We start from the raw sequence: 26,766 nt of genomic DNA, 5'->3' as shown, positions 1-26,766 counted from the left end.
GGCCCCCGGGGGGGGGGGGGGGTGCCGCCCCGCCCCCCTCCCCCCCCGGGGGGGGGGGGGGGCTGGGGCCCCCCCCCCCCCCCACTGCCACTTCGCTGACCGGTTCGTTCAACGAGGGAGCCGGCGGGAGGTCACGGGCATCCGCCGGCGGATGTGGTCCGGTCAGTTCGCGGCGTAGACGCGGACCGCGAACTCCGCGATCTCCGCGTCCGAGAGGTTCTTCGCGAGATTGGCCTCGGTGATCATCCCGATGAGGCGGTGACCGCCGGCCACGTCGATGACCGGCAGCCGCTTGATCTGGTGGATCTCCATCGTGTCCACCGCTTCCTGGGCGTTGCCGTCGGCGTCCACCCAGTGCAGCGTCCCGGCGAGCTCCCCGGCCTTCATCGCGGCCGGGTCCCTGCCCTCCGCACAGCACTTGACGACGATGTCGCGGTCGGTGATCAGCCCCTGGAGGCGCTGGTCGTCCCCGCAGATGGGCAGGCAGCCGACGTTCAGGTCGCGCATCATCCGCGACGCGTCCAGCAGGGACTGGTCCTCCCGGACGCACTGCACACCCTCGGTCATGATGTCCCGGGCCCGCAGGTTCCTGGTCATGGTTCCTCCTTGGCTCTCCGAGTGGTTCCGCGGCTTGTGCACCTTTCCCTACGAGCACAGCACGGATGGGCCCGCGCGGCGCGCCGAGCGGGAGGCACGCACCGCCCGATCATTCTTGACCGTTCGTTCCAGATGTCTCTATGATCTTCGACGTGGCCAGGACCAAGGAATTCGATCCGGACGCCGCCCTCCAGTCGGCCCTCGAGCTGTTCTGGCGGCGCGGTTACGAGGCGACGTCGGTCGCGGACCTCGTCGAGCACCTCGGCATCGGACGCGCCAGCCTCTACGCGACCTTCGGCAGCAAGCACGCGCTCTACCTGAAGGCGCTCGACCGCTACGCCGAGACCCACAACCCGCTGCTCCTGTCCGAGCTGTCCCGGCCGGGGCCGGCCCTGCCCGCCGTACGGGAGGTGGTCCGCCGCTTCGCCGCGGAGGCGGCCTCCCCGGGACGGCGGCAGACCGGCTGCTTCGTCACCAACACCGCCGCCGAGCTGGCCGCGCACGACGGCGCCGCCGCCCGCCGGGTCGGGGCGGACTGGGACCGCTTCGAGACCCTGCTGCACTCCGCCCTCGTCCGGGCCCGCGCCCAGGGCGAGCTGCCCGAAGGGCGTGACCCGCGCATGCTCGCCCGCATGCTGCTGGTCCTGCTCCAGGGCGTCCGGGTCGTCGGCAAGGCCTGCGACGACCCGGCCAGGGTGCGGGATGCGGCCGAACAGGCCCTGGCCCTGCTGGACTGACCGGACCCCGCGCGAAGGCGCCCCCTCGGGGGCCTCTTCCGTGTGCCCTCATTCTGAACCGATCGTTCAAATACGGGCCCTCCGGGGCCCTCAAGGGAGTCACCGAAGATGAACCGCTTCACCGGCAAGACCGTCCTCGTCACCGGCGCGGGCTCCGGCATCGGCCGGGCGATCGCCCTCGCCTTCGCCGCCGAGGGCGCCCGCGTGGTCGCCGCCGGGCGCACCGCGGCCCCGCTGGAGGAGACCGTCGCCCTCATCACGTCCGCCGGCGGCACCGCCGCCGCCGTCCCCGCCGACGTCACCGACTCCGGCCGGCTCGCCGCCCTCGTGCGCGAGACCGCGGACCGCTTCGGCGGGCTCGACGTGGCCGTCAACAACGCCGGCATCCTGCGCGGCACGGTCCCCGCCGCCGACATCGCCGAGGAGGACTGGGACGCCGTGCTGCGCACCAACGTCACCGGCGTCTGGCTGGCGATGAAGCACGAGATCGCCCACATGCGCGCGAACGGCGGCGGGGTCATCGTCAACGTCTCCTCCAACCTGGGCGCCCACACGCGCATCCCGAACGCCGCCGCCTACGTCACCTCGAAGGCGGCCGTCGCCGCCCTCACCCGCGCCGCCGCCCTCACCCGCGCCGCCGCCCTCGACCACATCCGCGACGGCGTCCGCATCAACGCGGTCAGCCCCGGCGCCACCGCCGCGCCCATGTCGCTGCGCCCGGGCGAGACCGAGGCCGACCGCGCCCTGCGGATCAGGAACGAGAACCCCCTCGGCCGGCTCGCCGAGGCCGAGGAGGTCGCGGCGGCCGTGCTCTACCTGGCGTCGCCGCAGGCCGGCGCCGTCGTCGGCACCGACCTGGTGGTCGACAGCGGCTCCTCCGCCTGACCTGGGCGCAGGGGCCCACCGGCCGGCGGCCGGGCCCGGCAGCGGCCTGCCCTCGCACGAGGCGTCCCCGGCCGGCATCCGGCCGTCGACGAGGAAGCCCTCGACGTACGCGTCCACACAGGGGTTGTGCGACTGGTAGACGCCGTGGTCGCCGCCGCCGACGGTGATCAGCCGGGACCCGGCCGTCCCCCGGTGGGCCCGCAGCGCGCCCTCGTAGTACGTGGCCGGGTCGTGGAGCGAGTTGAGCATCATGACCGGCGGCAGTCCGCGCCCGGTGACCTCCACCCGGGGCGCCCGGGAGCGCGGCCAGGAGGCGCAGACCGAGGCGAAGGTCAGCTCACGGGCCCCGGCCATCGGGTGCGCGGCACCGTCGGCCGCGCTCCGGCGCACCCAGTACGCCGTGTCGTGGTTCCACGGGGTGTCCTGGCAGATGACGGAGAAGAAGTCCGCCGCGAACTGCGCCCCCAGCGGGTGCCTCAGCTTCTCGGCCAGGGCCTTGCGGGCGGCCGGCGGGGCGGCCTGCGGCTGCTCCAGGACGCCGAGCAGCACCGCCAGGTCGGGGAAGCGGTCGCCGCTGTAGATGAGGGAGGTGGCGGCCGCGTCGAGGTGGTTGGGGGTGACCGTCGTCCCCTCCAGGTCCAGCGGGTGCTCACCCAGCGCGCTGCGCAGCCGCTCGTACGAGGCCTTGGCCTCCTCGGGGGTCCGGCCCTGGTGGTAGGTGGCGTCGTTCGCGGCGAGCCAGGGCAGGAAGTCCTGCTCGAACCGGCGCTGGAAGCTCATCGGCTGGCCCGTCAGAAAGTCCTGCCAGCTCCCGGTGAAACCGATGTTGCTGTCGAGCACCACCCGGTCGACCCGGCGCGGGAACTCGGTCGCGTAGTAGGCGCCGAGGAAGGTGGCGTACGAGGGGCCGTAGTAGGACACCTTCTTCTCGCCGAGCAGGGACCGGAACAGGTCCATGTCGTGCACGGCCTGGTCGGTGGTGATGTACGGGAGCAGGTCGCCGGACCGCCGCTCGCAGTCCCGTACGAAGTCCCGCGCCCGCTCCACGGTGGCGTCCACGGCCTGCGGGGAGCGGTCGCGCAGGTCGCCGCTGGTGAACAGGGCGTCCACCGCGTCCTGGTCGGAGCAGACCACCTGCGTGCTGGCCCCGACCCCGCGCTGGTCGAAGCCGACGATGTCGTACGCGGCCGCCAGCTTCGGTGAGTATCCCGCCAGCCCCGCCGGCCGGCCCAGCCCCGAGGCCCCCGGACCGCCGGCCGCCATCATCAGCACGCCCCGCCGCGCGGCCGGGTCCGCGGCCCGGTGCCGGGACACCGCGACGGTCAGGTCCGCCCCCGTGCCCGGGTGGTACCAGTCGCGCGGCACCGTCATGGAGGCGCACTCCAGCGCGCCGGACTGGCACGGCTGCCAGTCGAGCGCCTGCTGCGCGTACCGCGCGGGCACCGCGGACGCGCCGCCCTTCACCCCGGCGGCACTCGCCGGGGACGCGGGCAGGGCGGCGAGGGCGAGCAGCCCGCAGGCGGCGGCCGTGGCCCACCGCGCGGGCTTCCTGAAGAGGTGCATGTGGGTGGTTCCCCCCGGTCAGAGCGTTCTCGGTACACCCCGATCCTCCGAGAACGCGGACGCCCGGACGATCCCCCCACTGCCCGTATCGGAGGTGGTACCAGCACCACCCCGGCGTAGGCCGGGCGGCGGTCCGGGGAATGGTTTTTTCGCCCGTCGATGGAGTGACGTGACGAGGCGGCAGGCCTGTCGCCCATCGGCGCCGGCCGTCCGGCGCCAGGGTGGAGGGGAAGCCGGTCCGTCCGGATCCCGGCGACTCCGAGGGAGAAGCGGCCATGGACTACACCAAGCTCGCACCCCAACTGGCGGCCACCTACACCCGGTACCAGCAGGAGGGCCGCAGACGCTCCCCGCTGGCGGCGACGGGCCGGATGCTGGGTCTCGTCTCGCTGCGGGAGCGGGCCAAACCGCTGCGGGTGGTGGTCTCGCTCGTCTGTGATCCCGACGTTCCCCTGGACGGCGACCTCGGGGAGGGCGTCGAGCTCAACGCGGGCGGCAAGCGGATCCGTACCGCCATCGTCCCGCTGGACTCCCTCGCGGACCTCGCCGCCCACCCGGGCGTCCGGCGTATCGTGCCGGCCACCCGGCTGCGCCCGCTCCTCGACCGGGCGCAGGCCAAGGTCCACGTGCCCGACTTCCGCACGCGCACCGAACTCACCGGCAAGGGGGTCGTCGTCGGCATCGTCGACACCGGTATCGACCCGAGGCATCCGGCGTTCACCGGCCGGATCGACCGGATCTGGGACCAGACGGTCCAAGGCGGCGACGGAGTGCCGGAGGGCGGCTACGGCGTCGAGTTCACCGGCATCGGGGCGGCCACCGCGTCCCGGGACACGGAGGGGCACGGGACCCACGTCGCGGGCATCGCCGCCGGCAAGGACGGCCTGGCTCCCGGGGCCCGTCTGGTGATGGTCAAGACCGACTTCCAGGACGCCCACATCACCGACGGCATCCAGTACGTCTTCCGCGTGGCGCGGGACCTGGGCCTGCCGGCGGTGGTGAACCTCAGCCTGGGCGGGCACCACGACGCGCACGACGGCAGCGACCCGATGTCCCAGGCGATCGCGGAGGAGTCCGGACCGGGCAGGATCGTCTGCTGCGCCGCGGGCAACGAGGGCGAGGACGACATCCACGCGCAGCTCACGGTCACCGAGGACGCCGCCGTCTCCGTCCCCTGCCACCCGGGCGTCCGGCGGGGTGAGCCCGACACGTTCTGGCTCAACGGGTGGTACGCGGGCTCGGACCGGTTCGAGGTCGCGATCGCCGCGCCGTCGGGAGCCTCGACCTCCTTCCAGCCCGTACTCGGGCCGGGGGAGGAGACGGTGGAGTTCGACCTGCCGGACGGCAGGGTCCAGATCACCACTCCGGGCCCCAGCCCGGACAACGGGGACGTCAACTTCTTCGTGGAGGTGGCTCCGAACACCGCCGTCCCCCATGCTCCGCACACCCCTCCGGGGAAGTGGCGCCTGGTGGTGAGGGGCGACTCGGTGAACGGCGACGGCAGGGTCGACGTGTGGATCCTCGGCGACTCCGAAGCCCGGCCCCAGCCGCAGTTCAGCGGTCCCGGGGTGCACGACACGATGAAGATCGGCTTGCCGGGGGCCGCCGCGGCGGCGATCACCGTGGCCGCCTTCACCACGCGCACCGACTGGAAGGACATCGACGGCGCCGCCGAGCGGGCGCCCTCGCTGGAACTGGGGAAGCTCGCCGGTTTCAGCAGCGAGGGACCCCTGCGGGACGGATCCCAGAAGCCGGACATCACCGCCCCCGGCGCCATGATCATCTCCTCGCTGTCCCGGGAGGCCGTCGACCAGCCGAGGGCGCTCGTCATCAGTCAGCGCGAGGTCGTCATGGCGGGGACCAGCATGGCCTCGCCGTTCATCGCGGGGATCGCCGCGCTCGTGCTCCAGCGCGATCCGCACTGCGACCCGGCCGCGTTCAAGTCCCTGCTGAACGCCAACGCGGCCATTCCGGGCGCTCCCGAGGGGGCCGTCGACCACAAGTGGGGTCACGGGCTCCTGGACGCCACCGAGCTCTGAGGACCGACGTGGACCACAGCAAGCTCGACGCCGCCCTCGGGCGGGCCGTCGGCGCCGGGGACGGCGACCCCGGGACCCGTGACCTGCTGGTCCTCGTCCGCCTCACGGAGCCGCCCTCGCAGGCGCAGCTGGAACAGCTGCGCCGGGCGGGGGTGAACGCCACCGGCGGCGGGCGCACGGTACTGACGGGCACCCTTTCGCGGCAGGACGTCGAGACGCTCTCCGAGCAGCCCTGGGTCCGCTCGCTCTCCCTCTCCGGCAGCCGGCGCCCGGCCTAGCCGTGCGGTGCCCCGGGGCGGCTCATCGCCGTCCCGGGGCGGCGCGTCAGCTGACGAACTCCCCGTCGCCGTAACGGACCTCGGCCTTGTTCCAGTCGACCCCGAGGCCGGCGGTGAACCGCCGGGCGAGCGGCAGGTCGGCGACCGGGGCGACCAGGATCAGCCGGCCCCCCAGGGTGACGGACCCGCCGCCGAGCTCCTCGCGGGCCTGGGGGTCGGCGGCCAGCGCCTCGCGCAGCCGGGCGGCGCTGACGCCGGAGGCGCGGATCTCGACCGAGTCGGTCTCCGGAGAGGTGCGCGGCAGGCAGCGGAAGGTCAGCACCGACTCCTGGTGGTACTGCTTGGCGATGACGCCCGCGATGTGGTGGAGTCCGTCCCGGCCGACCCGGTTGACGTCGAACTCCCGCGAGCGCTCGTACGTGGTCTGCTTCAGGTCGGCGGACCAGAACACCCCGTCCAGCAGGGTCGAACGCCCCGCCGAGGCGCCGTTGGCCTCGATGATCCGCCGTACCTCGCGGTCGAAGCGGATCAGGGGTGTTTTCAGCCGCGGATCGCCGGGATCGGTGATGACGGCGGTGTTGTCGGTGGCGAAGACCTCCCCGGCCGGGCAGGTCGAGGCCGCCGCCGGGGGTGCCGGGCTCGCCTGGGCGGTGCCCGCTCCCGCCGTTCCCAGCGCCAGGACCCCGGCGACGACCAGCACACGCAACCGCTTCATGCTCAACTCCCTGAATGTGGGCCCCTGCTGCCTCACCCCGGGGCCGCGGCGGCCCCATCCTAGGAGCCGCAGGGGGCAGTTCACGCCGTCTTACCGCATATGGCGGATATCGGGCGGTGCCGCTCCCTTCCGCCCGCCCGCCGGAAGGTTGACGTGAGAGCGGGCGCCGCCGGGGGTATGGCTCATCCCCGGGAGGGGGAGACGTGACAGCTGGAACGAAGGACACGGTCCGGGGCCTGGCCCTCCTCGGATCCGCGGCGGTCCTCGCCCTCGCCGGGTGGCTGGTCTGGCTCCTGCCCGGACCGCAGCTCGTCGCCGTCCTCGCCCTGCGGCCCGTGGACGGCACGCTGTCCGTGTCCGAGTGCTACGCGGCCTCCGACGCGGAGGGCTACCCGGGCGGCACCGAGTGCGAGGGCGTCTACACCCCGCGACGCGCCGGGGCCGCGCGCCGCGAGGTCCTGCTGGTGGGCGCCGCCGCCGAATACCGGCCGGGCAGCGCCGTACCGGTGCGGATCGTCCGGGGGAAGGCGTACGAACCGTCCGGCCCGGCGGTCGGGCACGCCGGCGCCGTCACCGGGTTCCTGCTCGTCCCCTTCCTCACCCTCGCCTCCTGGCTGCTCCTCTGGGCCCGCCGGGGCAGGGCGGGGAAGGGGGAGGCCCATCTGATCGCCGCACTGGCCGGGCTGGCCGCCGTGGCCGTGCTCAGCGTGGCGGCCGCGCTCCTCTTCCCGCTCGTGACCGCCGTCCTGTGACCCCGGTCGGCCGGGCGCCGGTCACACCGCGACCGCCTCGATCACCGACGGCAGCGCGCCCGTCGGCAGGATCCGGTGCAGCCGGAACCCCGCGCGCGACAGCAGCCCCTCGAACTCGGCGGCGGTCCGCTCGCGCCCCTCGACGGCCATCAGCATCACGATGTCCAGTTCCACCGCCGGATGCGGCACCCCGCCCCCGGGCAGCACCGCGTCCACGACCAGGAGCCGCGCTCCGGCCGCCGCCGCGCGGCGGACCGAGCCGAGGATGCGCAGCGCGTCCTCGTCGCTCCAGTCGTGCAGGATGTGCTTGAGCAGGTAGAAGTCCCCGCCGGGCGGAACGGCCTCGAAGAAGTCCCCGCCCTCGGTGCGCCACCGCCCCTCCCGCGCGGGTCCGTCCAGGAGGTGCTCGGCGACGGTCGCGGGCCGGTCGAAGAGCACGCCGTCCAGCCCGGGTCCCCGGTCCAGCACCGCCCGCAGCAGTCCGCCCCGGCCGCCGCCCACGTCGACCACCCGTGCCCGCTCGGGGAACGCGTAGCTCCGGGCGACGAGTTCGTCCTCGCGGCCGGACAGCGCGGCCATGCCCGAGTCGAAGACGGCGCGGTCCTCGGGGGACTTGTGCAGGTGGTCGAAGAACGGGGTCCCGTACGCCAGCTCGAAGGAGGAGCGTCCGCCGCGCAGGGTCTGCGGCAGCTCGGCGGCGGCCCGCGTGAACATCGGGTCGGTGATCATCAGCACGCCGGCGTGCTGCGAGCCCTCCACGCCGGTCCGCAGGGGCTGCCCGGCGGGCTCCAGGCGGAACCTGCCCCGCTCGTCCTCGTGGAAGAGTCCCCGGACCGCGAGCAGCCGCAGCACGCGGCGCAGCGCGGCGGCGTCGGTGCCGCTGAGTCCGGCGAGTTCCCCGGGCGTGCGGGGGCCGTCGGCGAGGTGGTCGGGGATCCGGTGGACGGCCACCGCCCGCAGGGCCGCGGCGTGGACGTGTCCGAACATCACCTCGTGCAGCACCGGGGGAGCGGAGGTGGCCAGGGGGTGGTCGTCGGGGGATGCGTCGGGTCCGGTCACGGGCGCGCTCCTGTCGTCTCAGGGGGTACCGCACCGCCATGGTGACCCGCGCGCGCCGGCGGCCGGGGGGTTTCCGGTGCGGACGCCCGCCGTCAAGCCGACTTCAGGGCAGACTCCGGCCGGGAGCGGCGCGGACGGCCGCCCGCACGCAACTGCGAGCCCGTCGCACCTGGTCACGGTGGGTACGACGGCCGTAGCCGCAACGGGTTCCGTGTGCCACGGTGGACCCATGGAGGGCAACCGGAACACCCACGGCACCCACGGCCACGCCCACGACGCCCACGAGGGCCACACCCACGACGCCCAGCCGCACGCCCGCCCCGGTGCCCCCGCCGCCCGGGCGCGCCACCGGCTCGCGCACCTGCTCACCCCCCACCGCCACGAGGCCGCCGACAAGGTCGACGCCGCGATGGAGACCTCCCGCGAGGGCATGCGCACCCTGTGGACCTCCCTCGCCGTCCTGGGCGCGACCGCCGTCCTCCAGGCCCTGATCGCGGGCCTCTCCGGTTCCGTGGCCCTGCTCGGCGACACCGTCCACAACGCCGCCGACGCCCTGACCGCCGTACCCCTGGGCATCGCCTTCCTGCTCGGCCGCCGGGCCGCCAACCGCCGGTACACGTACGGTTACGGGCGCGCCGAGGACCTCGCGGGCGTCCTCGTCGTGGCGGCCATCGCCGCGTCCGCGGCCCTCGCCGCCTGGGCGGCCGTCGACCGGCTCCTGGCCCCCCGCGAGGTCACCCACCTGTGGGCCGTCGCCGCGGCCGCCGTGACCGGGTTCGCCGGCAACGAGTGGGTGGCCCGCCACCGCATCCGCACCGGCCGCAGGATCGGCTCGGCCGCCCTGGTCGCGGACGGACTGCACGCCCGCACCGACGGTTTCACCTCCCTTGCCGTCCTGCCCGCCGCCGCCGGCTCCGCCCTCGGGTGGCCGGCCGCCGACCCGGTCGTGGGCCTGCTGATCACCCTCGCCATCCTGCTGGTCCTCGGGAGCGCCGCCCGCGAGGTCTGGCGCCGGCTCATGGACTCCGTGGACCCCGGGCTCGTCGACACCGCCGAGCGCGCGCTGCGCGCGGTGGACGGCGTACTGGACGTCGGCCAGCTGCGCATGCGCTGGATCGGCCACGCCCTGCGCGCCGAGGCGGACATCGTGGTCGGCCCCCACCTGACCGTCGTCCAGGCCCACGGGCTGGCGGTGGCGGCGGAAGGCGCCCTGATCCGGGCGATCCCCCGGATGACGGCCGCCACCGTCCACACCGACCACGTCCACGCCCACCCCGGGCGGGCCGGGGTCAGCCGCTGACCGGAGCCCGCTCGGCGCGCTCCACATGGGCGGTGATCAGCGAGGCCAACTCCGGCCACAGCGCCTGCGGGAGGTCGTGGCCCATCCCGTCGAAGACGGTCAGCGCGGCGCCCGGGACGGCCGCCGCCGTGGCCCGCCCGCCGCTGACGTCGCACACCGGGTCGTCAGCGCCGTGGATCACCAGCGTGGGCACCCGTACCGCGCCCAGCCGGGCCGTCCGGTCGCCGGAGGCCTGGCAGGCCACGGCCTGGCGGGCGACGCCGAGCGGATCGTAGTCGCGGTCGAAGGCGCGGGCGGCGCGCTCGCGCACGGCGGCCTCGTCGTACGGGAAGCCCGGAGAGCCCATGACCCGTACCGCCCGGACCGTCCGCTCGACGGCCTCCGCGCGGTTCGCCGGGGGCGGCCCCGCCAGCACCCCCAGCACGCCGGGGTCCGGCCGGCCGACGCCGGCGGCGCCGGTGGTGGACATCAGGGAGGTCAGCGAGCGCACCCGGCCGGGATGCTCGATCGCCATCGTCTGCCCGATCGCCCCGCCCAGCGACAGGCCGACGACGTGCGCGCTCACCAGCCCCAGCGCGTCCAGCAGGCCCACCGTGTCGGCGGCCATGTCGGACAGGTCGTAGGAGACCGTCGACAGGTCCCCGCGCCGCACCGCCGGCAGGTCGGGCACCGGCGCGTCGTGGAAGTGCGTGGACAGGCCGCAGTCCCGGTTGTCGAACCGGATCACCTGCATCCCGCGCCCGGTCAGCTCGGCGCAGAACCCGTCGGGCCAGCCGTGCATCTGGAGGGCCAGGCCCATCACGAGCAGGACGGGCGGCGCCTGCGGGTCGCCGAGGCGCTCGTAGGCGATCTCGATGCCCGAGGGGCCCACGTCCACGGCCTTGTGCTCACTCACCGCTGTCATGGGTCGGTTGTACACGTCGCGGGTGCCGCGCGGGCCGCTCCCGCCGCCGCGTGTCCCCTCCCCGGGACGGGACCGCCGGAGGGCGGATCACCCCGGATCCTGCGCGAGTCTGCGCGCAACGCCCGGGTTCCGAGCACCTCTTGACATGCGAGCGGGCTCACGCTGCACTGGTGCGCGCACGCACCACGGACAGCGCCGCACCCCCGTCCCCGGCCGGCTGGAGCCGCCATGCGTCTGCTCAGGATCCTGATCGCCGCCGCCTGCGCGGTCTTCGCCCTGGCCCTGCCCGGGGTCACCGCCGGACCCGCCCGGGCGGCCGCGGAGGCGGCGCCCCGGACGGTTCCGGCGCTGCGCCAATGGACCCCGGGCTCCGGCGCCTACGCCTTCACCACCGCCTCCCGGATCGTCGTGGACCCCGCCTCGGCGGACCTGCTGGCGCAGGACGCCGCCACCTTCGCCGAGGACCTCGGCGCCCTCGCCGGCCGCGCAGTGGCCGTCACCACCGGGACCCCCGCCCCCGGTGACGTCTCCCTCGCCCTCGGCGAGAGCACGCTGCCCGCCGAGGGCTACCGGATGACCGTCTCGGACACCCTCGCCCTGCGCGCCGCGACGCCCGCCGGGGCCTTCTACGGCACCCGCACCGTCCTGCAGCTCCTGCACCGGTCCGCCACCGTGCCCGCCGGCACCGCCGTGGACTGGCCCGCCAAGCCCGAGCGCGGGCTCATGGTCGACCAGGGCCGGAAGTTCTTCACCGTCGACTGGCTGAAGCAGCACATCAAGGAGCTCGCCTACCTCAAGCTCAACTACTTCCACTTCCACCTCTCCGACACCTTCGGCTTCCGCCTGGAGAGCTCCAGCCACCCCGAGATCGTCTCCGCCGACCACTACTCCAAGCAGGACGTCGCCGGCCTCGTCGCCCTCGGCCGCAAGTACCACGTCGTGATCGTCCCGGAGATCGACACCCCCGGCCACATGAACGCCGTCCTGGCCGCCCACCCCGAACTCCGGCTCAAGAGCAGCACCGGGGCCGTCAGCCCCGACTTCATCGACCTCTCCCTGCCCGCCTCCTACGCCCTGGTCGGGGACCTGCTGAAGGAGTACCTGCCGCTCTTCCCCGCCCCGTACTGGCACATCGGCGCGGACGAGTACGTCACCGACTACGCGAAGTACCCGCAGCTACTGAGCTACGCCCGGGCCCACTACGGGGCGAACGCCACCGCCAAGGACACCTACTACGGGTTCGTCAACTGGTCGGACGGGCTGGTGCGCGCGGCGGGCAAGACCACCCGGATGTGGAACGACGGCATCAAGTCCGGCGACGGGACCCTGCGCCCGGACCCCGGCATCCTCGTCGAGTACTGGTACACCTACGGCCTCACCCCCCAGCAGCTCGCCGCCGCCGGGCACACCGTCGCCAACGCCTCCTGGACGCCCACCTACTACGTGCTGGGCGGGGCGAAACCGGACACCAGGTGGATGTACGAGACCTGGACCCCGGACCGGTTCGAGGGCGGCGCCACCCTCTCCGACCCGTCGAAGAACCCCGGTTCACTGCTCCACGTCTGGTGCGACGCCCCCGCCGCCGAGACGGAGGGGCAGATCGCCGCGGGCATCATGTACCCGCTGCGCGCCCTGGCCCAGCAGACCTGGGGTTCCCCGAAGCCGGCCGCCGCCTACGCCGACTTCGTCCCGATCGCGGCGGCCGTCGGCCACAACCCCGCCTGGCCGGGCACGGGTCAGGCGGGCAACCTGGCCCAGGGCCGCCCGACCACCGCCTCCAGCACCGAGACCGCCGCCTTCCCGGCCGCCGCGGCCACCGACGGCGACCCCGGCACCCGCTGGTCCAGCGCGTACCGGGACCCGCAGTGGCTCCAGGTCGACCTGGGCGCGGTGCGTGACGTCGCCCGGGTGGTGCTGCGCTGGGAGGCGGCGTACGGAAAGGCCTTCCAGGTGCAGCTCTCCGACGACGGCGCCGGCTGGCGCACCGTCTACTCCACGGCCACGGGCGGGGGCGGTCTCCAGGACCTCTCCGGCCTCACCGGGTCCGGCCGCTACGTCCGCGTGTACGCCACCCAGCGCGGGACCGGATACGGGTATTCCCTCTACGAGTTCGAGGTCTACGGCCCGCAGCCGGACGCCCCCCGGACCCTCACCGCGGCCGGCAAGGCCCTGGACGACCCCGCGAGCTCCACGGTCCCCGGCACCGGGCTGATCACCTGGACCCCGCACGGCGGCCCCAACCAGCGGTGGCGGATCACCCCGGCCGCCGACGGGACCCTGACCCTGGTCAACGGCGCCTCTGGGCTGTGCGCGGCCGTCGCCGGCGGCTCCACCGCGGCCGGGGCCGCCGTCGTCCAGGAGGTCTGCGACGGCGGGGACGGACAGCGGTGGCGCCCCACCGTCCTCGGCGACGGCGGCCGGACCCTGGCCAACGGGCACAGCGGCCTCCTGCTGACCACCGCCTCCGCCGCCGACGGAGCCCCCGTCACCCAGCGGCCGGCGGACGGCTCCCCGTACCAGGAGTGGCGGACCGGCTGACGGTCCCGCGCGGGTGCAGGCCGTCCAGGGTCAGCGCGAGGAAGCGCCGCCAGTCGCCGCTGCCCGTCCGGATGATCGCGGACAGCCCGCCGACGATCATGTACACATCCGGGACCCCGAGGTCCTCGCGCAGGGTGCCGGCGGCCCGCCCCTGCTCGATGAGCGCGGCGACGGCCTCCTCCAGGCGCCCCAGCGCCGGTCCGGCGGGCGCGGAGGAGCCGGTGGCGGACAGGGCGGCGGCCGTCAGGCCCGGGCTCCCCGCGAGGGCCCCGCCTACGTGGTGCAGGTACCGCTCCAGCCCCCGGCCGGCCGCGGGTTCGCGCAGGCAGTCCGTCAGCGCCAGCTCCAGGATCCCGGCGAACCGCTGCTCCGCCGCCGCCTCCACGAGCGCCCGCTTGGAGGGGAAGTGCCGGTACAGGGTGCCGATGCCGACCCCGGCCGCCCGGGCCACCTCGGGCATCTGCACCTCCTCCCCGCGCTCTTCGAACAGGGCGCGGGCGGCCGCCAGGACCAGGGCCCGGTTGCGCTCCGCGTCGGCGCGCGGCCGACGGCCGCCGCCCGGTGCCGGGGGCGTTGACAAGACGACCGCTCCTCCGCGTACATTGAGACCGAAATGGAACCGGAATCGGATTCCGGTTCCTATTCTGCCATGTGAGGAGGGGCCGCGCCATGCCCGAAGAGGACCGCCCGGAGGACCGTTTCATCCTGCTGGAGCCCGGGGCCGCCCGGCCGGGCCGCGTCCCGCTGCCGCCCGCCTTCGCCGTCAAGGCCTCGACGGCGGACACCGGGGGACGGCTGTCGCTGATGGAGGTGACGCTCGCGAAGGACGTCCCCCGCCACACCCACCACCTGGCCGACGAGTGCGTCTACGTCCTCGACGGGGTCCTCGGCATCGAGTTCGACGACCGGACCCACTCCGCGCCGGCCGGCACCTTCGCCCTGCTGCCCCGGGGCGTCCCGCACGCGCTGCGCCGCGCCTCCGACCCGCCCCCGCGCGTCCTGCAGATCTCCGCCCCCGGCGGCTGGGAGCGCTACGTCGAGGACCTGATCGAGGCCGGGCCCGCCGTGCTCACCGACGGGGAGCTGGACCCCGTCAAGATCAACCCCGTGGCCGCCCGCCACCACATCCGGTACGAGGAGCGGCCCTAGGACGTGTCCGGGTCGCACCCGTAGCGCAGGCGTCCCAGCGCCGTCATGGGGCGGTCGTGCGCCGCCACCGGGGCGGGCAGGACCGTGGAGCCGGTCAGGTAGCGGTCCACCGCCGAGGCCGCCGACCGGCCCTCGGCGATGGCCCACACCACCAGCGACTGGCCCCGCCCCGCGTCCCCGGCCACGAACACCCCCGGCGCGCGCCCTCCGGCGGCGGCGAAGTCCGCATCCCGGGCGAAGTTGCCGCGCCCGTCGTACTCCAGCCCCAGCTGCTCGCGCAGCCCGCCGGCCCGCTCGGGCCCGGAGAAGCCCAGCGCCAGCAGGACCAGCCCCGCCTCGATCACCCGCTCGGTGCCCGGGAGGGGCCGCCGCCCGGGCTCGACGGCGGTCAGCCGCAGCGCCCGCACCCGGCCGCCGGCGTCCCCCTCGAACCGCAGGGTGGCGCTGGAGAACAGCCTCGGGTCGCGGCCCGCCCGGCCGCGGGCCTCCTCGTGGGCGTGGGAGATCCGGTACACCCGCGGGTGCACCGGCCAGGGCTCGCCGTCGGCCCGGCCGGGCCCCGGTTCGGGGTTGATGTCCAGCTGGACCACCGACAGCGCGCCCTGCCGCAGGGCCGTGCCCAGGCAGTCCGAGCCGGTGTCGCCGCCGCCGACGACCACCACGTGGACCCCGTCGGCCGTCACCGGGGACACCGGCAGCTCCCCGGCGCACACCCGGTTGGCCCAGGTCAGGTACTCCATCGCCTGGTGGATGCCGCCCAGGGAGCGCCCCGGGACGGGCAGCTCCCGGCGCTCCCCGGCGCCGACCGCGACGACCAGGGCGTCGTAGCGGCCGCGCAGCGCGTCGGCCGGTTCGCCGCCGCCCACGTCCGAGCCCGTCACGAAGGAGGTGCCCTCGTCCCGCATCTGCTCGATCCGGCGGTCGAGGTGCTCCTTCTCCATCTTGAACTCGGGGATGCCGTAGCGGAGCAGCCCCCCGGGCCGGTCGGCCCGTTCGTGGACCACCACCCGGTGCCCGGCCCGGGTCAGCTGCTGCGCGGCGGCGAGGCCCGCCGGACCGGAGCCGATCACCCCCACGGACCGCGCGCCGCGCCGCTGCGGCGGGCGCGGGGTCATCCAGCCGCGCCTCCGGCCCTCGTCCGCGATCGTCTGCTCGACGTTCTTGATGGTCACCGGGTCGGCGTTGATCGCGAGGACGCAGGCGTCCTCACAGGGCGCCGGGCAGAGCCGGCCGGTGAACTCGGGGAAGTTGTTCGTCGCGTGCAGCCGCTCGTACGCGGCGTACCAGTCGGAGCGGGCGGCGTAGGCGTTCCACTCGGGTATCAGGTTCCCCAGCGGGCAGCCGGTGTGGCAGAAGGGGACGCCGCAGTCCATGCAGCGGTCGGCCTGCTCGCTGACCAGCGGCAGCAGCGCCTGCCCCGCGTGCACCTCGCGCCAGTCCCCGAGCCGCTCCTCGACGGGCCGTGCCGGAACGGCCCTGCGGGGGATCCTGAGGAAGCCGAACGGATCGGTCACGCGCCGCCTCCCTGGCCCGGGGTGCGAGAGGGTGAGAGGCGCGGTACGGCGTGCCCGAAGCACGCCGTACATCACCTTTCCCCCAGATTACGCCGTCCGGGCGAACCGGCATCCGGCCCCGGCCGCCCCCGCTAGCGGTTGACCGGCAGGGCCTCCGGGGAGCCGTCGCGCTGGTGCGGGACCGGGGCGAGCGCGCGGGGGTCCTCCTCCGGGCGGAACGAGACCGTGCGCGTGGGGGCGGGGATGGAGATGCCCTCCTGCCGGAAGCGCCGGTGCAGGCGCTTGATGAACTCGTGCTTGATCCGGTACTGGTCGCTGAACTCGCCGACTCCCAGGATCACCGTGAAGTCGATCCGCGAGTCCCCGAAGGTGTGGAAGCGGACCTTCGCCTCGTGGTCGGGGACCCCGCCCTCGATGTCGGCCATCACGCCGTCCACCACGTCGAGGGTCACGCGCTCCACGTGCTCCAGGTCGCTGTCGTAGCCGACCCCCGCCTGGACCAGGAGCGACAGCTTCGCCTCCGGCTGGGTGAAGTTGGTCATGTTCGTCCGGGCCAGCCGGCCGTTGGGGATGATGACCAGGTTGTTCGACAGGTTGCGCACCACGCTGTTGCGCCAGTTGATGTCGACGACGTAGCCCTCCTCGCCGCTGCTGAGCCGGATGTAGTCACCCGGCTGCACCGTCTTCGACGCGAGGATGTGCACCCCGGCGAAGAGGTTGGCCAGGGTGTCCTGGAGCGCCAGGGCGACCGCCAGACCGCCGACGCCCAGGGCGGTGACCAGCGGGGCGATGGACACCCCGACGGTCTCCAGCGCGACCAGCACGCCCATCGTGAGGACCACGATCCGCGTGATGTTGACGAAGATCGTGGCGGACGCGGCCACCCCGGTCCTGGACTGCGCCACCGACTGGACCAGCCCCGCGACCACCCGGGCCGCCGTGAACGTGGCGAAGAGGATGAGCAGGGCGGTCAGGGACTGGTTGAGGATGCTCGCGACGCGCGACGTGAGCGGCAGCGCCGTGCCCGCCACCGCCGCGCCGGCGATGACGGCGGCCCAGGGGGCGAGGGTCCGCAGGGCGTCGACGATGATGTCGTCGCCGGTCCACTTGGTCCGCTCCGCGTGCTTGGCCAGCCACTTCAGCAGCGCCCGCAGCAGCAGGCCGGCCGCGCCGCCCGAGGCCAGCGCGATCGCGGCCACCACCCAGTCGTGCAGCACGAGGTCCCGGGTCAACGCACGGCCTCCGCTCGCACGAGGGCCGGCCGCCGTATGTGTCGTGTCGTCACCATGTCACCTGTCAGGTCGCGTTGTGCGGGGGCTCGTTCGAGCGGACGTGCGCATTCCGAACGGACTGTCATCCTGCCGCATGCCCCGGCGCACCCCGCAGCGGGGCCGCAGTTGCTCCGCCCCGGCGAACTCCTCACCTGCCCGGCCCACACGCCCGGCCCCGCCGCGCCGCCCGCGCCCCCGGGGATCCGGTGGGATGTGCGCTCATGAACCTCCACGCGCACAAGGAGACCCGCCGGTCCCGGGCACGCACCCGGGTCCTGCTCGCCTCCCTCGCCGCCGCGGCGGCCCTGACCGGACAGCTGGTCGCGACGGCACCGGCCGCGACCGCCGCCGGCCCCAAGCCCTCGGACCAGAACCCGGCGCCCACCGCCCCCGGGAAGCAGCGGACCCCCGCCAAGCACCGGCCCGCGGCCAAGCAGCAGCCCCCGGCCCAGCAGCAGCCCCCGGCCAGGAGCCAGGTCCGCGACCCGGGCCCGGGCCGGGGCGACGACCGCGACGACGAGCGGGGGAGGGAGGAGGACAAGGGCGAGCACCCGCAGAAGAAGCGGCCGGCCCCCGTCGCGCACGGGCTGCGGCAGTTCACCTCCGACAACACCTTCATCCCGCCCGCCGGCGTCACCTCGGTCTTCGTCCAGGCCTGGGGCGGCGGTGGCGGGGGCGGCGGCGGTGGCGGCTCCAACGCACTGGGCGGCCCCGGCGGCGCCGGCGGCGGTGGCGGCGCGGGCGGCTTCACCTGGTGCGCCCTGAAGGTCACCCCGCTGACCGACTACGGAGTGGACGTCGGCTCGGCGGGCAACGGCGGCGCCGGGGGCGCGGACGGGGACACCGGCGTCAGCGGAACGGCGGGCTCCGGCGGCTCCGCCAGCACCGTCACCGCCTCCGCGACCAACACCACGCTGCTCACCGCCGGCGGCGGCGGGGGAGGCGGCGGAGGCGGCGGAGCCACGCCCACGCTCCCCGGAGCTCCCGGGGCCCCCGGCACGGGCGGCACAGGCAGCTGCTCCACGGGCGGGGTGAACCTGCCCGGCGCCAACGGGGGCCCGGGCCGCACGGGTGCCACCGCGGTCCCCGACGGCATCGTCGGCCTCCCCCCGCTGACCGCCACGGGCGGCGCCGGCGGTGCGGGAGGCGGCGGGGCCGGCGGCCGGGGACCCGGCTCCGCGGGCGGCGACGGCGGCAACGGATACGTCGTCATCTGGTGGTAATGCGCTGAATCTGTCGGTAAGGCGCTGAACCGCCCGCTCCCGGCCCCCCACGGCGCCCGGGAGCGGGCGCGCCCCGCGCCCGCCCCGCGCAGCCGGGTGACGTACGGCGGGACCCGCGCGCGGCCCCGGCCCGGGCGGCGGGTGCGCCCGTACAGTCCGCTGGGAACCCCCGCCCCCGGCGCCGGGGGGCGCACCGGAAAGGGAGACAGCCGTGACCTCGAACGACCAGGACCGCTTCCCCGCGGATCCGGCCCGCCCGCACGACGGACACCCCGCCGGCCGCGCCTCGATGCACGTGTTCGTGCTCTCCGGGTCCTCCCGCACCGGCTCGGTCAACGCGCGCCTGGCGGCGCTCGTCGCCGGACTGGTCGTGCGCACCGGGGCCACCGCCGAGCCCGCGCTGCTGGGGGACTTCCCGATGCCGCTGTACGACGGGGACCTGGAGGCCGACGAGGGCGTGCCCCCGGGCGCGCTGGCGCTGCGCGAGCGGATCGAGGCGGCGCAGGCCGTGGTCATCGCCTCGCCCGAGTACAACGCGTCCGTCCCGGGGCCCGTCAAGAACGCCGTCGACTGGGTCTCCCGGGTCCGGCCGCAGCCCTTCAAGGACAAGCAGGTCCTGCTGGTGTCGGCCTCCCCGTCGATGGTGGGCGGCAACCGCGGCCTGTGGGCGCTGCGCGTCCCGCTGGAGCACCTCGGCGCACGGGTCTACCCCGACATGTTCAGCCTCGCGGCGGCCCACCAGGAGTTCACCGAGGACGGCGCCCTCGCCGACCGGGGCCTGGGCGAGCGCCTGGCGTCGACCGTCGGCTCCTTCCTCGACCTCGCCGAGGCCGACACCCGCTACCTGTGCCTGCAACGCCGCTGGTACGAGTTCCTCGGCGACCGGACCGACGCGCCGGTCACCGCCCGCGCCCAGGACTGAACCGCCCCGCGCCCGTCCGTCAACGCACGCCCCGCCTTCACCCGAAGGCGGGGCGTGCGCTGCTGTGCGGGGGGCGCGCGCGAAGTCGGATGCGACTCTTCCGGAAGATTTCCGAAGGCGGCCTGCACGATCAGGCACCTTTTCCGATGGGGTGGTGAGTGGGGGGAGCTTGTCGCTCCACGGCCGCCGGAAACGGGGGAGGCGGCCCGCTACTCACAAGCCACTTGGAAGGTTCCGACCCGACGTGAACGCTGCCGACACCGTCACCCTCGTGCTGATAGACGCCACCCCGGTCCGCTGCGGCCCAAGAGAGGTCCATTCGACCGACGTGACCTGGGTGCCCGCGCACCCGCGGCGACCCACCGCCCACCCGGGCGGCGACGAGCAACGGTGGGGGAACGCATGAGTGAAGGCGAGTTCGACCCATCCGGGGACCAGACGGTCTCCAGCGAACTGGCGGGCGTGCTCCCGGTGGACTTCACCGCGTTCCACTCCCAGCAGCACCGCGCGTACCTGCGCTACGCCCACCTGCAACTGGGCAACGCCAAGGACGCGGAGGAAGTCGTCGACGACGTGTTCACCTTCCTGCTGAAGGTGTGGCGCCAGGCGCTGAAGGAAGCGAGTCTCCACGGCTTCGCCTGGGCGGTGCTGCGCGAACACGTGGAACGGCGCCTGGCGGCCCTCGGCCGCCAGGTCGCCATGGTGGAGACGGCATGGTTCTCGGCACTGCGCCGCTCCTCCAGGGAGCGGCTCGAACTGCTGGAGTCGAAGCTCGGCCTCTACGCGGCGATCGCCGAACTGTCCGAGCGGCAGTACGACGTGGTGCTGCTGGCCTTCCTGCTGGGCAACGACTCCGACACGGTCGCCCGGATGATGGGGATCTCCCCGGCGACCGTCCGGTCGCACGTCCGCGGCGCACGCCGAACCCTGTCCCGCAAGCTCGGGGTGGACTGGATCCCCGGAGAGGAGAAGGACCAGTGAGCGACATGCCCGCTGACCGTGACATGCCGCTGCGCGAACTGGACGCGGCCCTGGAGAACGCGGCGGTGCTCGCCGAGGAGTACGCGGGCTACGACGAGGGGGCCGCCCAGCGCCGGGTCGCCCGCCGCATCGTCGCCGACCGGGCCCGCTCCGCGATCGGCACCGCCGCCGGGACGGACACCGCCCGGGCCGCGGCGACCGCCTGGGACGACCTGGTGCTGGACGCCGCCTGCCACGTGCGGGCCGCGCGCTGTCTGGACGACCTGACGTGGTCCCTGGCCGAGAGCCGGGACTTCGCGGAACTCGCCCTCCAGGCCAAGTCCTGGCCCCACGGCGTGGACTCGGCCCTGCTGTTCGGCTGCCTCCTGCACCTCACGGACCGGCTGGACGCCGCGCAGTTCTGGTTCCAGTACGCCGCCGGCGCGGGGTCGCGGACCGCCGCCCAGTGCCTCTACCTCCACCACCTGGCCCGCGCCGAGGTCCGCACGGCCCGCCACTGGAAGCAGCAGGCCCGCCTGCTGCCCGCCGAGGAACACCTGCCGCCGCTGCCCCAGATCCCCGACAACCTGGAGGACACCCTGGGCGCCTCGGTCATCTGGACCTCGCCGCCGATCAGCACCCAGGACCTCACCGGCCTGGCCCCCGCCCCCGGCCGGGCCGTCCGGCCCCCCTACCGGCTGCCGGCGCGCCTGCGCCAGGCCGTCGCGGGCCGCCCCCGCAAGGAGCACCCGGAGCTCGGCGACATCATCACCCCCAGCCCGCCCGTCGCCGTGGCCGTCGCCCGGCACGCCCGCCTCAACCCCGCGCACCTGACGGAGGAGGCGAACGCGTGGGCCCTGGACGCCCTCAAACAGCCGCAGCTGACGCACGCCGCCCGCAAGACCCCCGAAGGCCGCTCGGCTCCCGCCGCGCTGGCCTCCGTGCACCAGGCGCTGCGTGTCCTGGAGGTCATCAACCGCTACTCGGGCGGCGTCAGCCTCACCCAGATCGCCCGCGAGACGAAGCTGCCGCAGCTGGTGCTGGCCCGGGCGACCGAACAGCTCGTCCGCGCCAACCTCGCCACCCCCACCGGCCCGGACGCCTACGTGGCCGGCCACGCCCTGCTGCTGGCCGACGCGGCCGGCGGAGAGGGCCGGGGGCACCTGCGCGAGACCCTGGCCTGGGTGCGGGACGCCGTCGGAGCGGCCGTGTACGTCGCCCGCTACGCGGACGGCGAGGTCTCCATCACCCAGTACGCCGACGGGCCGGGCGCACCCGCCGTCGAGGAATGGGTGGACTTCCGCTCGGCCGCCCACGCATCCGCCGTCGGCAAGGCCCTGCTGACCCAGCTCGACTACGACGACCGCAAGGACCACCTCGCCCGTCACGAGATGTCCCGCTTCACCTCCCACACCGTCACCACCCAGGAGGCCCTCTTCCACCAGCTCGACACCCGCCGGCCCAACGCCCCCCTCCTCGACTTCCAGGAGTACGCGGTCGGCACGGTCTGCGCGGCCGTACCGATCACGGCGGGCCCCAACGCCGAATGCGTGGCCCTGTCGATCCCGGTCCCCGACCCGGCCCGGCTCCGGCAGGCCGCCCGGATCCTGCAGAGCGAGGCCGCGGCGGTCTTACTGGCCCTGATCGTCGCCGGAAGCGCCCGGCCCGCCCCGGCCCGGCCCGCCTTCGACCCCCGCGCCGCACGCCGGGCCCAGGCCGAACCGGCCGCGCCCTCCGCGCTCGGCGGCACCGTCCTCTCCACCACCGTCTAGCCCGCACCCTCCGCCCCGCCGGCGGCGCCGCCTTCCGCGCCGCCGGACGGCGGGGCGAAAAGCCGAGCGGGCCCGGTCCGGACGTCCCGGACCGGGCCCCGCTCGTACGGCTCAGGCCTTGCGGCGCCCGAGGCCCGCCGCCACCAGCAGGGCCGCGCCGGCCACCAGAGCCGCGTCCACCGCCAGAACGGTGCGCACCCCGTCGAAGAGCGAGGCCCGCGTCGTGGCCAGGACGCCCAGCAGCGGGATCCCGATGGTCAGGCCGACCTGCTGGGTGGTGGTGACCAGACCGGTGGCCAGACCCTGCTCCTCGTCGGGCACCCCGCTCGTCACGGTCAGCCCGTACGAGATGATCGCGCCCAGGTGGCACATGCTGCCCAGCGAGACGGCGACCGTCGCGACCAGCGCGCCGGAATCCGGGCCCACCGCCAGCAGCGCCGCCGTGAACAGCGCCTGCCCCGCCAGGGAACCGACCAGGGTGCGCCGGGCGCCGAAGCGGCCGACGAACCGGGGGACCAGCGAACCGGCGAGGACCGAGGCGATGCCCTGGACGCCGAAGACCAGGCCCGTCAGGAAGGAGGACAGCCCCAGCGTCTCCTGGAGGTACAGGGTCAGGACGAAGATGACCGTCGACATCATCGAGAAGGTCACCAGCCCGCCGACGTTCCCCCAGGCGACCGTGCGCCGCCGCAGCATCGGCAGCGAGACCAGCGGGGCCGCCGACTTCGACTCCACCACCGCGAACACGGCCAGCAGCACCAGCCCGGCCACCAGCGCGGCCCGCACGTCCGTCCCGCCGAACCCCCGGTCGGCCGCCGTCGACAGGGAGTAGATCAGCGCGAGCAGACCGGCCGTGACGGTGACGGCCCCCGGCACGTCCAGCCGCGGCCGCTCCGGGGTGCGGGACTCGCCCAGCAGACCGGGCGCCAGGACCAGCACGAGCAGCGCGGCGACCGCCAGCAGGCCCATCGTCGAGCGCCAGCCGAGGGTGTCGGTCATGACCCCGCCCAGGACCATGCCGACCGTGAATCCCAGCGACAGCAGCATGCCGGAGATGCCCAGCGCCCGGTCGCGCAGCGGCCCCTCGGGGAAGGTCGTGGTCAGCAGGGACATGCCGGCCGGGACGATGGCGGCCGCCCCCAGGCCCTGGAGGGCGCGCCCGGTCAGGAAGGCCGCCGGGTTCCAGGCGAGGGTGGCGAGCACCGAGGCCGCGCCGAACACCGCGAGACCGGCCAGGAACAGCTTCTTGCGGCCGTACAGGTCGCCGATCCGGCTGAAGAGGAGCAGGAACCCGCCGGACGGCAGGGTGAACGCGGTCACCGCCCACTGGAGGGCGGACGGACTCAGGTCCAAGTCCCTGCCCAGGACCGGCAGGGCCACGTTCAGGACGGAGAAGTCGAGCGCCACCATGAACTGCGCGGCGCAGAGCACGAAGAGGACCAGCCGGGCCCGGCCGGAGAGCCGGGAGTCCTCGGGGGCCGCCGTGCGCGGCCCGGTGACCACGGGGGTCTGGGTGTCTGTCGTCATGGCCACCACCCTCGCGGCCCGGCGCCGGTCGTGAAGAGTGGGAACTTATCCTGTTGGCACCACCACCAGGCTGCCCGACAGGGGGAATCCGTGGCCACGCCGATCGACCGCAACCGCCGTACGGAACTGCGGGAGTTCCTCATGAGCCGGCGTGCCAGGATCTCTCCGGCCGAGGCCGGACTCCCGGACGGCGGGGCCCGCCGCCGCACGCCGGGGCTGCGCCGCGAGGAGGTCGCCGTCCTCGCGGGGGTCGGGGTGTCCTGGTACCAGTGGCTGGAACAGGGCCGCGACATCACGGTGTCCGGGCAGGTCCTCGACGCCGTGAGCCGCGTGCTCAAGCTGACCAGCGCCGAGCGCCGCCACCTGTACGTGCTCGCCGGACTCAACCCGCCGGCCCTCGAAGTGGCCCCCGGCGACCGGGACATGTGCCAGGGGCTCCAGCGGCTGATCGACGCCTGGATGCCCTTCCCCGCACACATCATGGACGTCTACTGGAACACCGTGATGTACAACGACGCGGCCTCGCTGGTGCTCGGGATGCGCCCGGAGATCGTGCAGAACTGCCTGGTCGCCTTCTTCACCGACCCCGTCTACATGGCCCGTTCCCCGCACTGGGAGGAGATCGCCGTCGACGTCGTCGCCCAGTTCCGGGCGGCCTGCACCGAACACCCCGAGGACGAGGGCTTCCAGGCGGTCCTGGAACAGGCGCGGGAACTCAGCCCCCGTTTCACGCAGTTGTGGGAACGTCAGGACGTCCGCCCCGCCGGGCAGCTCCGCAAACGGATGGAACACCCCGTCGTCGGCACCCTGCACGTGGAGTCGACCCAGCTGCGCGTACCGGCGCGCCCCGACCTGGCGATCGTCCTGCACACCCCGCTGCCGGGCACGGACACGGCCGAGAAGCTGGAATGGCTGACCTCGCCGGAGGGCCGCCGGGGGCTGATGTACCCGGTCGCGGGCTAGCGAGCCGGGCCGCCGGCGGCTCCCGGGCGGGCGGCGCCGAGTGCGGCGACGGCGCCGACCATGCGGTCCCAGAACGCCTCCCGGTCCAGGGTGACGGCCACCCGGGCATTGGCGGGCCGCCCCAGGTAGCCGTGCGGGTCCACGACGGTGGCCCCGCGCGTGTGGGTGCCCCGCAGCTCCACCGCGACGTACGCGTCCACGCACTCCACGATCGCCGGATCGATGACCCGCGCCACCGCGACGGGATCGTGCAGCGGGGGATGGGGCATGCCCCACAGCCGGTTGTAGGCGGAGGCGAAGTAGGTCAGCAACCCGGCGCAGACGGAGCCGAGTTCCGTGCCCAGCGCCTCGAAGCGGGCCACGATCTCCGGTGTCGCCAGGGCCTGGTGGGTGACGTTGAGCCCGCACATCGTCACCGGCACGCCGCTGCGGAAGACGACGTCGGCCGCCTCCGGGTCCGTGTACACGTTGAACTCGGCCGCCGGCGTCCGGTTCCCCCGTTCCGTCGAACCCCCCATCAGCACGATCTCGCGGATCCGGGCGGCGGATTCGGGGTAGCGGGTCAGCAGCAGGGCGATGTTGGTGAGCGGGGCCGTCGGCACCAGCGTCACCGGCTCCGGGTGCTCCGTCAGGATCCGGTGGATCAGCTCCACCGCGTGCCCGGGCACCACGCCGACCGTGGGCGCCGGGAACCGCGGCCCGTCCAGGCCGGATTCGCCGTGCACGTCGTCGGCGACCGCCAGCGGCTGGAGCAGCGGCCGCCCGCACCCGGCGGCGATGGGCACGTCCGTGATCCCGGCGACGGTGCACACCCGGCGGGCGTTGAGGGTGGTCTTCTCCACCGTCTGGTTCCCGGCGACCGTGGTGATGGCGAGCAGGTCGACCGCGGGGTCGGCCGCCGCCAGCATGATGGCGAGGGCGTCGTCGTGTCCGGGGTCGCAGTCGAGGATGATCGGGACGGGCACGGGGCGGTTCCTCCCGGTGGGGGCGGCTGACCCGCCCCAGTCTGCCGCCGAGGGGACGTCCGGGCCGCCACTTGTGCGCCAAAACGCCGGGACCGGTGGCGCATACAGGCGCATCGGGGCGATGTTCGGACGATTCCCCCGGCCGGGTGGCCCCGGCGGGCCCCCGGGGGTCGCCGCTGCCGCGCCTGCGCGGCCGGGCCCGGCCGGTGTGGAACGGTTCGAGCCGATCACGCCCAGCAGCGATCGGAAGGACTCCCCATGTTCAGAACGGTGTTCACCGCCGGCGCGGCCGCCGCGCTCGCCGCCGCCGCTCTCACGCCCTCGGCGGGGGCCGCCACCGGAGCGGGCCCGTCCTACGCGCCCCCGGAGCAGATCACCATCGACGTGGTCCAGGTCAACGGCTCGGGCTGCCGCCCCGGCAGCGCCGCCGTGGCCGTCGCACCGGACAACACCGCCTTCACCGTGACCTACAGCGAGTACCTGGCCCAGGTCGGCCTCGGCGCCAAGCCGACCGACTTCCGCAGGAACTGCCAGCTGGGCCTGAGCCTGAACGTCCCGCAGGGCTACACGTTCGCCATCGCCCAGGCCGACTACCGCGGCTTCGCCAGCCTGGAGAACGGCGCCACCGCCGACCAGAAGGCCAGCTACTACTTCCAGGGCATGTCCCAGACCGCCAGCCGCACCCACACCCTGCGCGGCCCCCTCCAGGGCGGCTGGCAGATCTCCGACACCGTGCCCGTCGAGGCCCTCGTCTTCCACCCCTGCGGGGCGAAGCGGAACCTGAACATCAACACCGAACTGCTCGCCCGGGCGGGCACGTCGGACACCGCCCGGACCACCAGCTTCCTGACGATGGACTCGACCGACGGCAGCATCAACACCAAGTACCACTTCTCCTGGAAGGCCTGCCCCCAGCGGCGCTGACACCGCCGCCGGACCCCTCGTGGACCGGGGGCGGGGGACTGTCAGAGACGCTCCCTAGCATGGCGTCCATGAGCAACTCGCAGAGCAGTCCGGCCTCCCGGGTGGTGCGCGCCGCCCTCGACTCGCCCCGCCCCGGCGCGGAGCCCGCCGTCGCGGGCGCCGCCCTCCGGGCGGTCGAGGAGGCCCGCCCCGCGCGCACCGCGGGCGCG

At 74.7% G+C, this 26,766-nt stretch carries 22 protein-coding genes and 2 pseudogenes; 14 read left to right on the top strand and 10 right to left on the bottom strand.

Annotation, left to right across the window (positions count from 1 at the left end):
- Positions 1 to 162: 162 nt before the first annotated feature.
- Positions 163 to 597: a CBS domain-containing protein gene (locus ABT403_RS37905; protein WP_344158182.1), complete on the bottom strand. Its 435-nt coding sequence runs from the start codon at positions 595 to 597 to the stop codon at positions 163 to 165.
- A gap of 152 nt (positions 598 to 749) precedes the next feature.
- Here ABT403_RS37905 and ABT403_RS37900 point away from each other — a divergent pair, with 152 nt between their 5' ends.
- Positions 750 to 1,334, top strand: a complete 585-nt coding sequence (locus ABT403_RS37900) for a TetR/AcrR family transcriptional regulator (RefSeq protein WP_344158185.1) — start codon at positions 750 to 752, stop codon at positions 1,332 to 1,334.
- Between the two features lie 108 nt (positions 1,335 to 1,442).
- Positions 1,443 to 2,219 carry an SDR family NAD(P)-dependent oxidoreductase gene (locus tag ABT403_RS37895; protein ID WP_344158966.1) on the top strand — a complete coding sequence of 259 codons (777 nt, stop codon included), beginning with the start codon at positions 1,443 to 1,445 and terminating at the stop codon, positions 2,217 to 2,219.
- 114 nt (positions 2,220 to 2,333) lie between these two features.
- On the opposite strand, the pseudogene ABT403_RS37890 reads toward ABT403_RS37895, so the two are convergent.
- Positions 2,334 to 3,482 (bottom strand): annotated as a pseudogene (locus ABT403_RS37890) (alpha/beta hydrolase); the annotation flags it as partial.
- A 575-nt stretch (positions 3,483 to 4,057) separates the two neighbouring features.
- Here ABT403_RS37890 and ABT403_RS37885 point away from each other — a divergent pair.
- On the top strand, positions 4,058 to 5,821 hold the full coding sequence (locus tag ABT403_RS37885) for a S8 family serine peptidase (RefSeq protein WP_344158188.1): 1,764 nt from the start codon (positions 4,058 to 4,060) through the stop codon (positions 5,819 to 5,821).
- 8 nt (positions 5,822 to 5,829) lie between these two features.
- Positions 5,830 to 6,099 (top strand): hypothetical protein, encoded by a 270-nt coding sequence (locus ABT403_RS37880; RefSeq protein ID WP_344158191.1) that lies wholly within the window; start codon positions 5,830 to 5,832, stop codon positions 6,097 to 6,099.
- Positions 6,100 to 6,145: 46 nt separating this feature from the next.
- On the opposite strand, the gene ABT403_RS37875 is transcribed toward ABT403_RS37880, so the two are convergent.
- Entirely contained in the window at positions 6,146 to 6,814 is a 669-nt protein-coding gene (locus ABT403_RS37875) for a hypothetical protein (RefSeq protein ID WP_344158194.1), read from the bottom strand.
- Between the two features lie 203 nt (positions 6,815 to 7,017).
- Here ABT403_RS37875 and ABT403_RS37870 point away from each other — a divergent pair, with 203 nt between their 5' ends.
- Complete coding sequence (locus ABT403_RS37870) at positions 7,018 to 7,566, top strand: hypothetical protein (RefSeq protein ID WP_344158197.1); 549 nt, start codon at positions 7,018 to 7,020, stop codon at positions 7,564 to 7,566.
- 21 nt (positions 7,567 to 7,587) lie between these two features.
- Here the strand turns inward: ABT403_RS37870 and ABT403_RS37865 are convergent, their stop codons facing one another.
- Positions 7,588 to 8,625 carry a methyltransferase gene (locus ABT403_RS37865; RefSeq protein WP_344158200.1) on the bottom strand — a complete coding sequence of 346 codons (1,038 nt, stop codon included), beginning with the start codon at positions 8,623 to 8,625 and terminating at the stop codon, positions 7,588 to 7,590.
- Positions 8,626 to 8,854: 229 nt separating this feature from the next.
- Here ABT403_RS37865 and ABT403_RS37860 point away from each other — a divergent pair, with 229 nt between their 5' ends.
- A complete protein-coding gene (locus tag ABT403_RS37860) occupies positions 8,855 to 9,925 on the top strand; it encodes a cation diffusion facilitator family transporter (protein WP_344158203.1) in 1,071 nt (356 codons plus the stop codon).
- Here ABT403_RS37860 and ABT403_RS37855 read toward each other — a convergent pair.
- Positions 9,915 to 10,829 (bottom strand): alpha/beta fold hydrolase, encoded by a 915-nt coding sequence (locus tag ABT403_RS37855; RefSeq protein WP_344158206.1) that lies wholly within the window; start codon positions 10,827 to 10,829, stop codon positions 9,915 to 9,917. The two genes, ABT403_RS37860 and ABT403_RS37855, sit on opposite strands and share 11 nt — an antisense overlap.
- A 228-nt stretch (positions 10,830 to 11,057) precedes the next feature.
- Between ABT403_RS37855 and ABT403_RS37850 the strand changes: the two genes are divergently transcribed.
- Positions 11,058 to 13,367, top strand: a complete 2,310-nt coding sequence (locus tag ABT403_RS37850; RefSeq protein WP_344158209.1) for a family 20 glycosylhydrolase — start codon at positions 11,058 to 11,060, stop codon at positions 13,365 to 13,367.
- On the opposite strand, the gene ABT403_RS37845 is transcribed toward ABT403_RS37850, so the two are convergent.
- A complete protein-coding gene (locus ABT403_RS37845) occupies positions 13,315 to 13,947 on the bottom strand; it encodes a TetR/AcrR family transcriptional regulator (protein ID WP_344158212.1) in 633 nt (210 codons plus the stop codon). The two genes, ABT403_RS37850 and ABT403_RS37845, sit on opposite strands and share 53 nt — an antisense overlap.
- A gap of 89 nt (positions 13,948 to 14,036) precedes the next feature.
- Between ABT403_RS37845 and ABT403_RS37840 the strand changes: the two genes are divergently transcribed.
- On the top strand, positions 14,037 to 14,516 hold the full coding sequence (locus ABT403_RS37840; RefSeq protein ID WP_344158215.1) for a cupin domain-containing protein: 480 nt from the start codon (positions 14,037 to 14,039) through the stop codon (positions 14,514 to 14,516).
- Here the strand turns inward: ABT403_RS37840 and ABT403_RS37835 are convergent.
- Positions 14,513 to 16,030 (bottom strand): glutamate synthase subunit beta, encoded by a 1,518-nt coding sequence (locus tag ABT403_RS37835; RefSeq protein WP_344158218.1) that lies wholly within the window; start codon positions 16,028 to 16,030, stop codon positions 14,513 to 14,515. The two genes, ABT403_RS37840 and ABT403_RS37835, sit on opposite strands and share 4 nt — an antisense overlap.
- Before the next feature lie 131 nt (positions 16,031 to 16,161).
- The gene (locus tag ABT403_RS37830) at positions 16,162 to 17,262 is read right to left on the bottom strand and encodes a mechanosensitive ion channel family protein (RefSeq protein ID WP_344158221.1); all 1,101 of its coding nucleotides are present in this window, start codon (positions 17,260 to 17,262) and stop codon (positions 16,162 to 16,164) included.
- A gap of 260 nt (positions 17,263 to 17,522) precedes the next feature.
- On the opposite strand from ABT403_RS37830, the gene ABT403_RS37825 reads away from it, so the two are divergent.
- From ABT403_RS37825 to ABT403_RS37810, 4 genes and pseudogenes are all read left to right on the top strand, one after another.
- The gene (locus ABT403_RS37825; protein ID WP_344158224.1) at positions 17,523 to 18,524 is read left to right on the top strand and encodes a glycine-rich domain-containing protein; all 1,002 of its coding nucleotides are present in this window, start codon (positions 17,523 to 17,525) and stop codon (positions 18,522 to 18,524) included.
- A 289-nt stretch (positions 18,525 to 18,813) separates the two neighbouring features.
- A complete protein-coding gene (locus ABT403_RS37820; RefSeq protein ID WP_344158968.1) occupies positions 18,814 to 19,446 on the top strand; it encodes an NADPH-dependent FMN reductase in 633 nt (210 codons plus the stop codon).
- A gap of 402 nt (positions 19,447 to 19,848) precedes the next feature.
- A complete protein-coding gene (locus tag ABT403_RS37815; RefSeq protein ID WP_344158226.1) occupies positions 19,849 to 20,427 on the top strand; it encodes an RNA polymerase sigma factor in 579 nt (192 codons plus the stop codon).
- Positions 20,428 to 21,287: 860 nt separating this feature from the next.
- Positions 21,288 to 22,055: pseudogene (locus ABT403_RS37810) on the top strand (IclR family transcriptional regulator); the annotation flags it as partial.
- A gap of 234 nt (positions 22,056 to 22,289) precedes the next feature.
- Here ABT403_RS37810 and ABT403_RS37805 read toward each other — a convergent pair.
- Positions 22,290 to 23,705, bottom strand: a complete 1,416-nt coding sequence (locus tag ABT403_RS37805; RefSeq protein ID WP_344158229.1) for an MFS transporter — start codon at positions 23,703 to 23,705, stop codon at positions 22,290 to 22,292.
- Positions 23,706 to 23,846: 141 nt separating this feature from the next.
- On the opposite strand from ABT403_RS37805, the gene ABT403_RS37800 reads away from it, so the two are divergent.
- Positions 23,847 to 24,668 (top strand): helix-turn-helix transcriptional regulator, encoded by an 822-nt coding sequence (locus tag ABT403_RS37800; RefSeq protein WP_344158970.1) that lies wholly within the window; start codon positions 23,847 to 23,849, stop codon positions 24,666 to 24,668.
- Here ABT403_RS37800 and ABT403_RS37795 read toward each other — a convergent pair.
- Complete coding sequence (locus tag ABT403_RS37795) at positions 24,665 to 25,633, bottom strand: nucleoside hydrolase (RefSeq protein ID WP_344158232.1); 969 nt, start codon at positions 25,631 to 25,633, stop codon at positions 24,665 to 24,667. The two genes, ABT403_RS37800 and ABT403_RS37795, sit on opposite strands and share 4 nt — an antisense overlap.
- Before the next feature lie 258 nt (positions 25,634 to 25,891).
- Here ABT403_RS37795 and ABT403_RS37790 point away from each other — a divergent pair, with 258 nt between their 5' ends.
- A complete protein-coding gene (locus ABT403_RS37790) occupies positions 25,892 to 26,557 on the top strand; it encodes a DUF4360 domain-containing protein (protein ID WP_344158235.1) in 666 nt (221 codons plus the stop codon).
- Positions 26,558 to 26,766: the final 209 nt, after the last annotated feature.

The organism is Streptomyces sp. NPDC000075 (genome assembly GCF_040301925.1).
Classification (GTDB): Bacteria; Actinomycetota; Actinomycetes; order Streptomycetales; family Streptomycetaceae; genus Streptomyces; species Streptomyces polychromogenes.
This window is presented reverse-complemented; position numbering and strand designations above follow the sequence as displayed.

What these genes read in the sequence shown, in the direction of transcription:
- ABT403_RS37820 (WP_344158968.1), top strand. Translation starts at nt 18,814, where the DNA reads ATGCACGTGTTCGTGCTCTCCGGGTCCTCCCGCACCGGCTCGGTCAAC.
- ABT403_RS37840 (WP_344158215.1), top strand. Translation starts at nt 14,037, where the DNA reads ATGCCCGAAGAGGACCGCCCGGAGGACCGTTTCATCCTGCTGGAGCCC.
- ABT403_RS37850 (WP_344158209.1), top strand. Translation starts at nt 11,058, where the DNA reads ATGCGTCTGCTCAGGATCCTGATCGCCGCCGCCTGCGCGGTCTTCGCC.
- ABT403_RS37885 (WP_344158188.1), top strand. Translation starts at nt 4,058, where the DNA reads ATGGACTACACCAAGCTCGCACCCCAACTGGCGGCCACCTACACCCGG.
- ABT403_RS37860 (WP_344158203.1), top strand. Translation starts at nt 8,855, where the DNA reads ATGGAGGGCAACCGGAACACCCACGGCACCCACGGCCACGCCCACGAC.
- ABT403_RS37800 (WP_344158970.1), top strand. Translation starts at nt 23,847, where the DNA reads ATGAGCCGGCGTGCCAGGATCTCTCCGGCCGAGGCCGGACTCCCGGAC.
- ABT403_RS37815 (WP_344158226.1), top strand. Translation starts at nt 19,849, where the DNA reads ATGAGTGAAGGCGAGTTCGACCCATCCGGGGACCAGACGGTCTCCAGC.
- ABT403_RS37805 (WP_344158229.1), bottom strand. Translation starts at nt 23,705, where the DNA reads ATGACGACAGACACCCAGACCCCCGTGGTCACCGGGCCGCGCACGGCG.
- ABT403_RS37905 (WP_344158182.1), bottom strand. Translation starts at nt 597, where the DNA reads ATGACCAGGAACCTGCGGGCCCGGGACATCATGACCGAGGGTGTGCAG.
- ABT403_RS37855 (WP_344158206.1), bottom strand. Translation starts at nt 10,829, where the DNA reads ATGACAGCGGTGAGTGAGCACAAGGCCGTGGACGTGGGCCCCTCGGGC.
- ABT403_RS37895 (WP_344158966.1), top strand. Translation starts at nt 1,443, where the DNA reads ATGAACCGCTTCACCGGCAAGACCGTCCTCGTCACCGGCGCGGGCTCC.
- ABT403_RS37825 (WP_344158224.1), top strand. Translation starts at nt 17,523, where the DNA reads ATGAACCTCCACGCGCACAAGGAGACCCGCCGGTCCCGGGCACGCACC.
- ABT403_RS37875 (WP_344158194.1), bottom strand. Translation starts at nt 6,814, where the DNA reads ATGAAGCGGTTGCGTGTGCTGGTCGTCGCCGGGGTCCTGGCGCTGGGA.
- ABT403_RS37790 (WP_344158235.1), top strand. Translation starts at nt 25,892, where the DNA reads ATGTTCAGAACGGTGTTCACCGCCGGCGCGGCCGCCGCGCTCGCCGCC.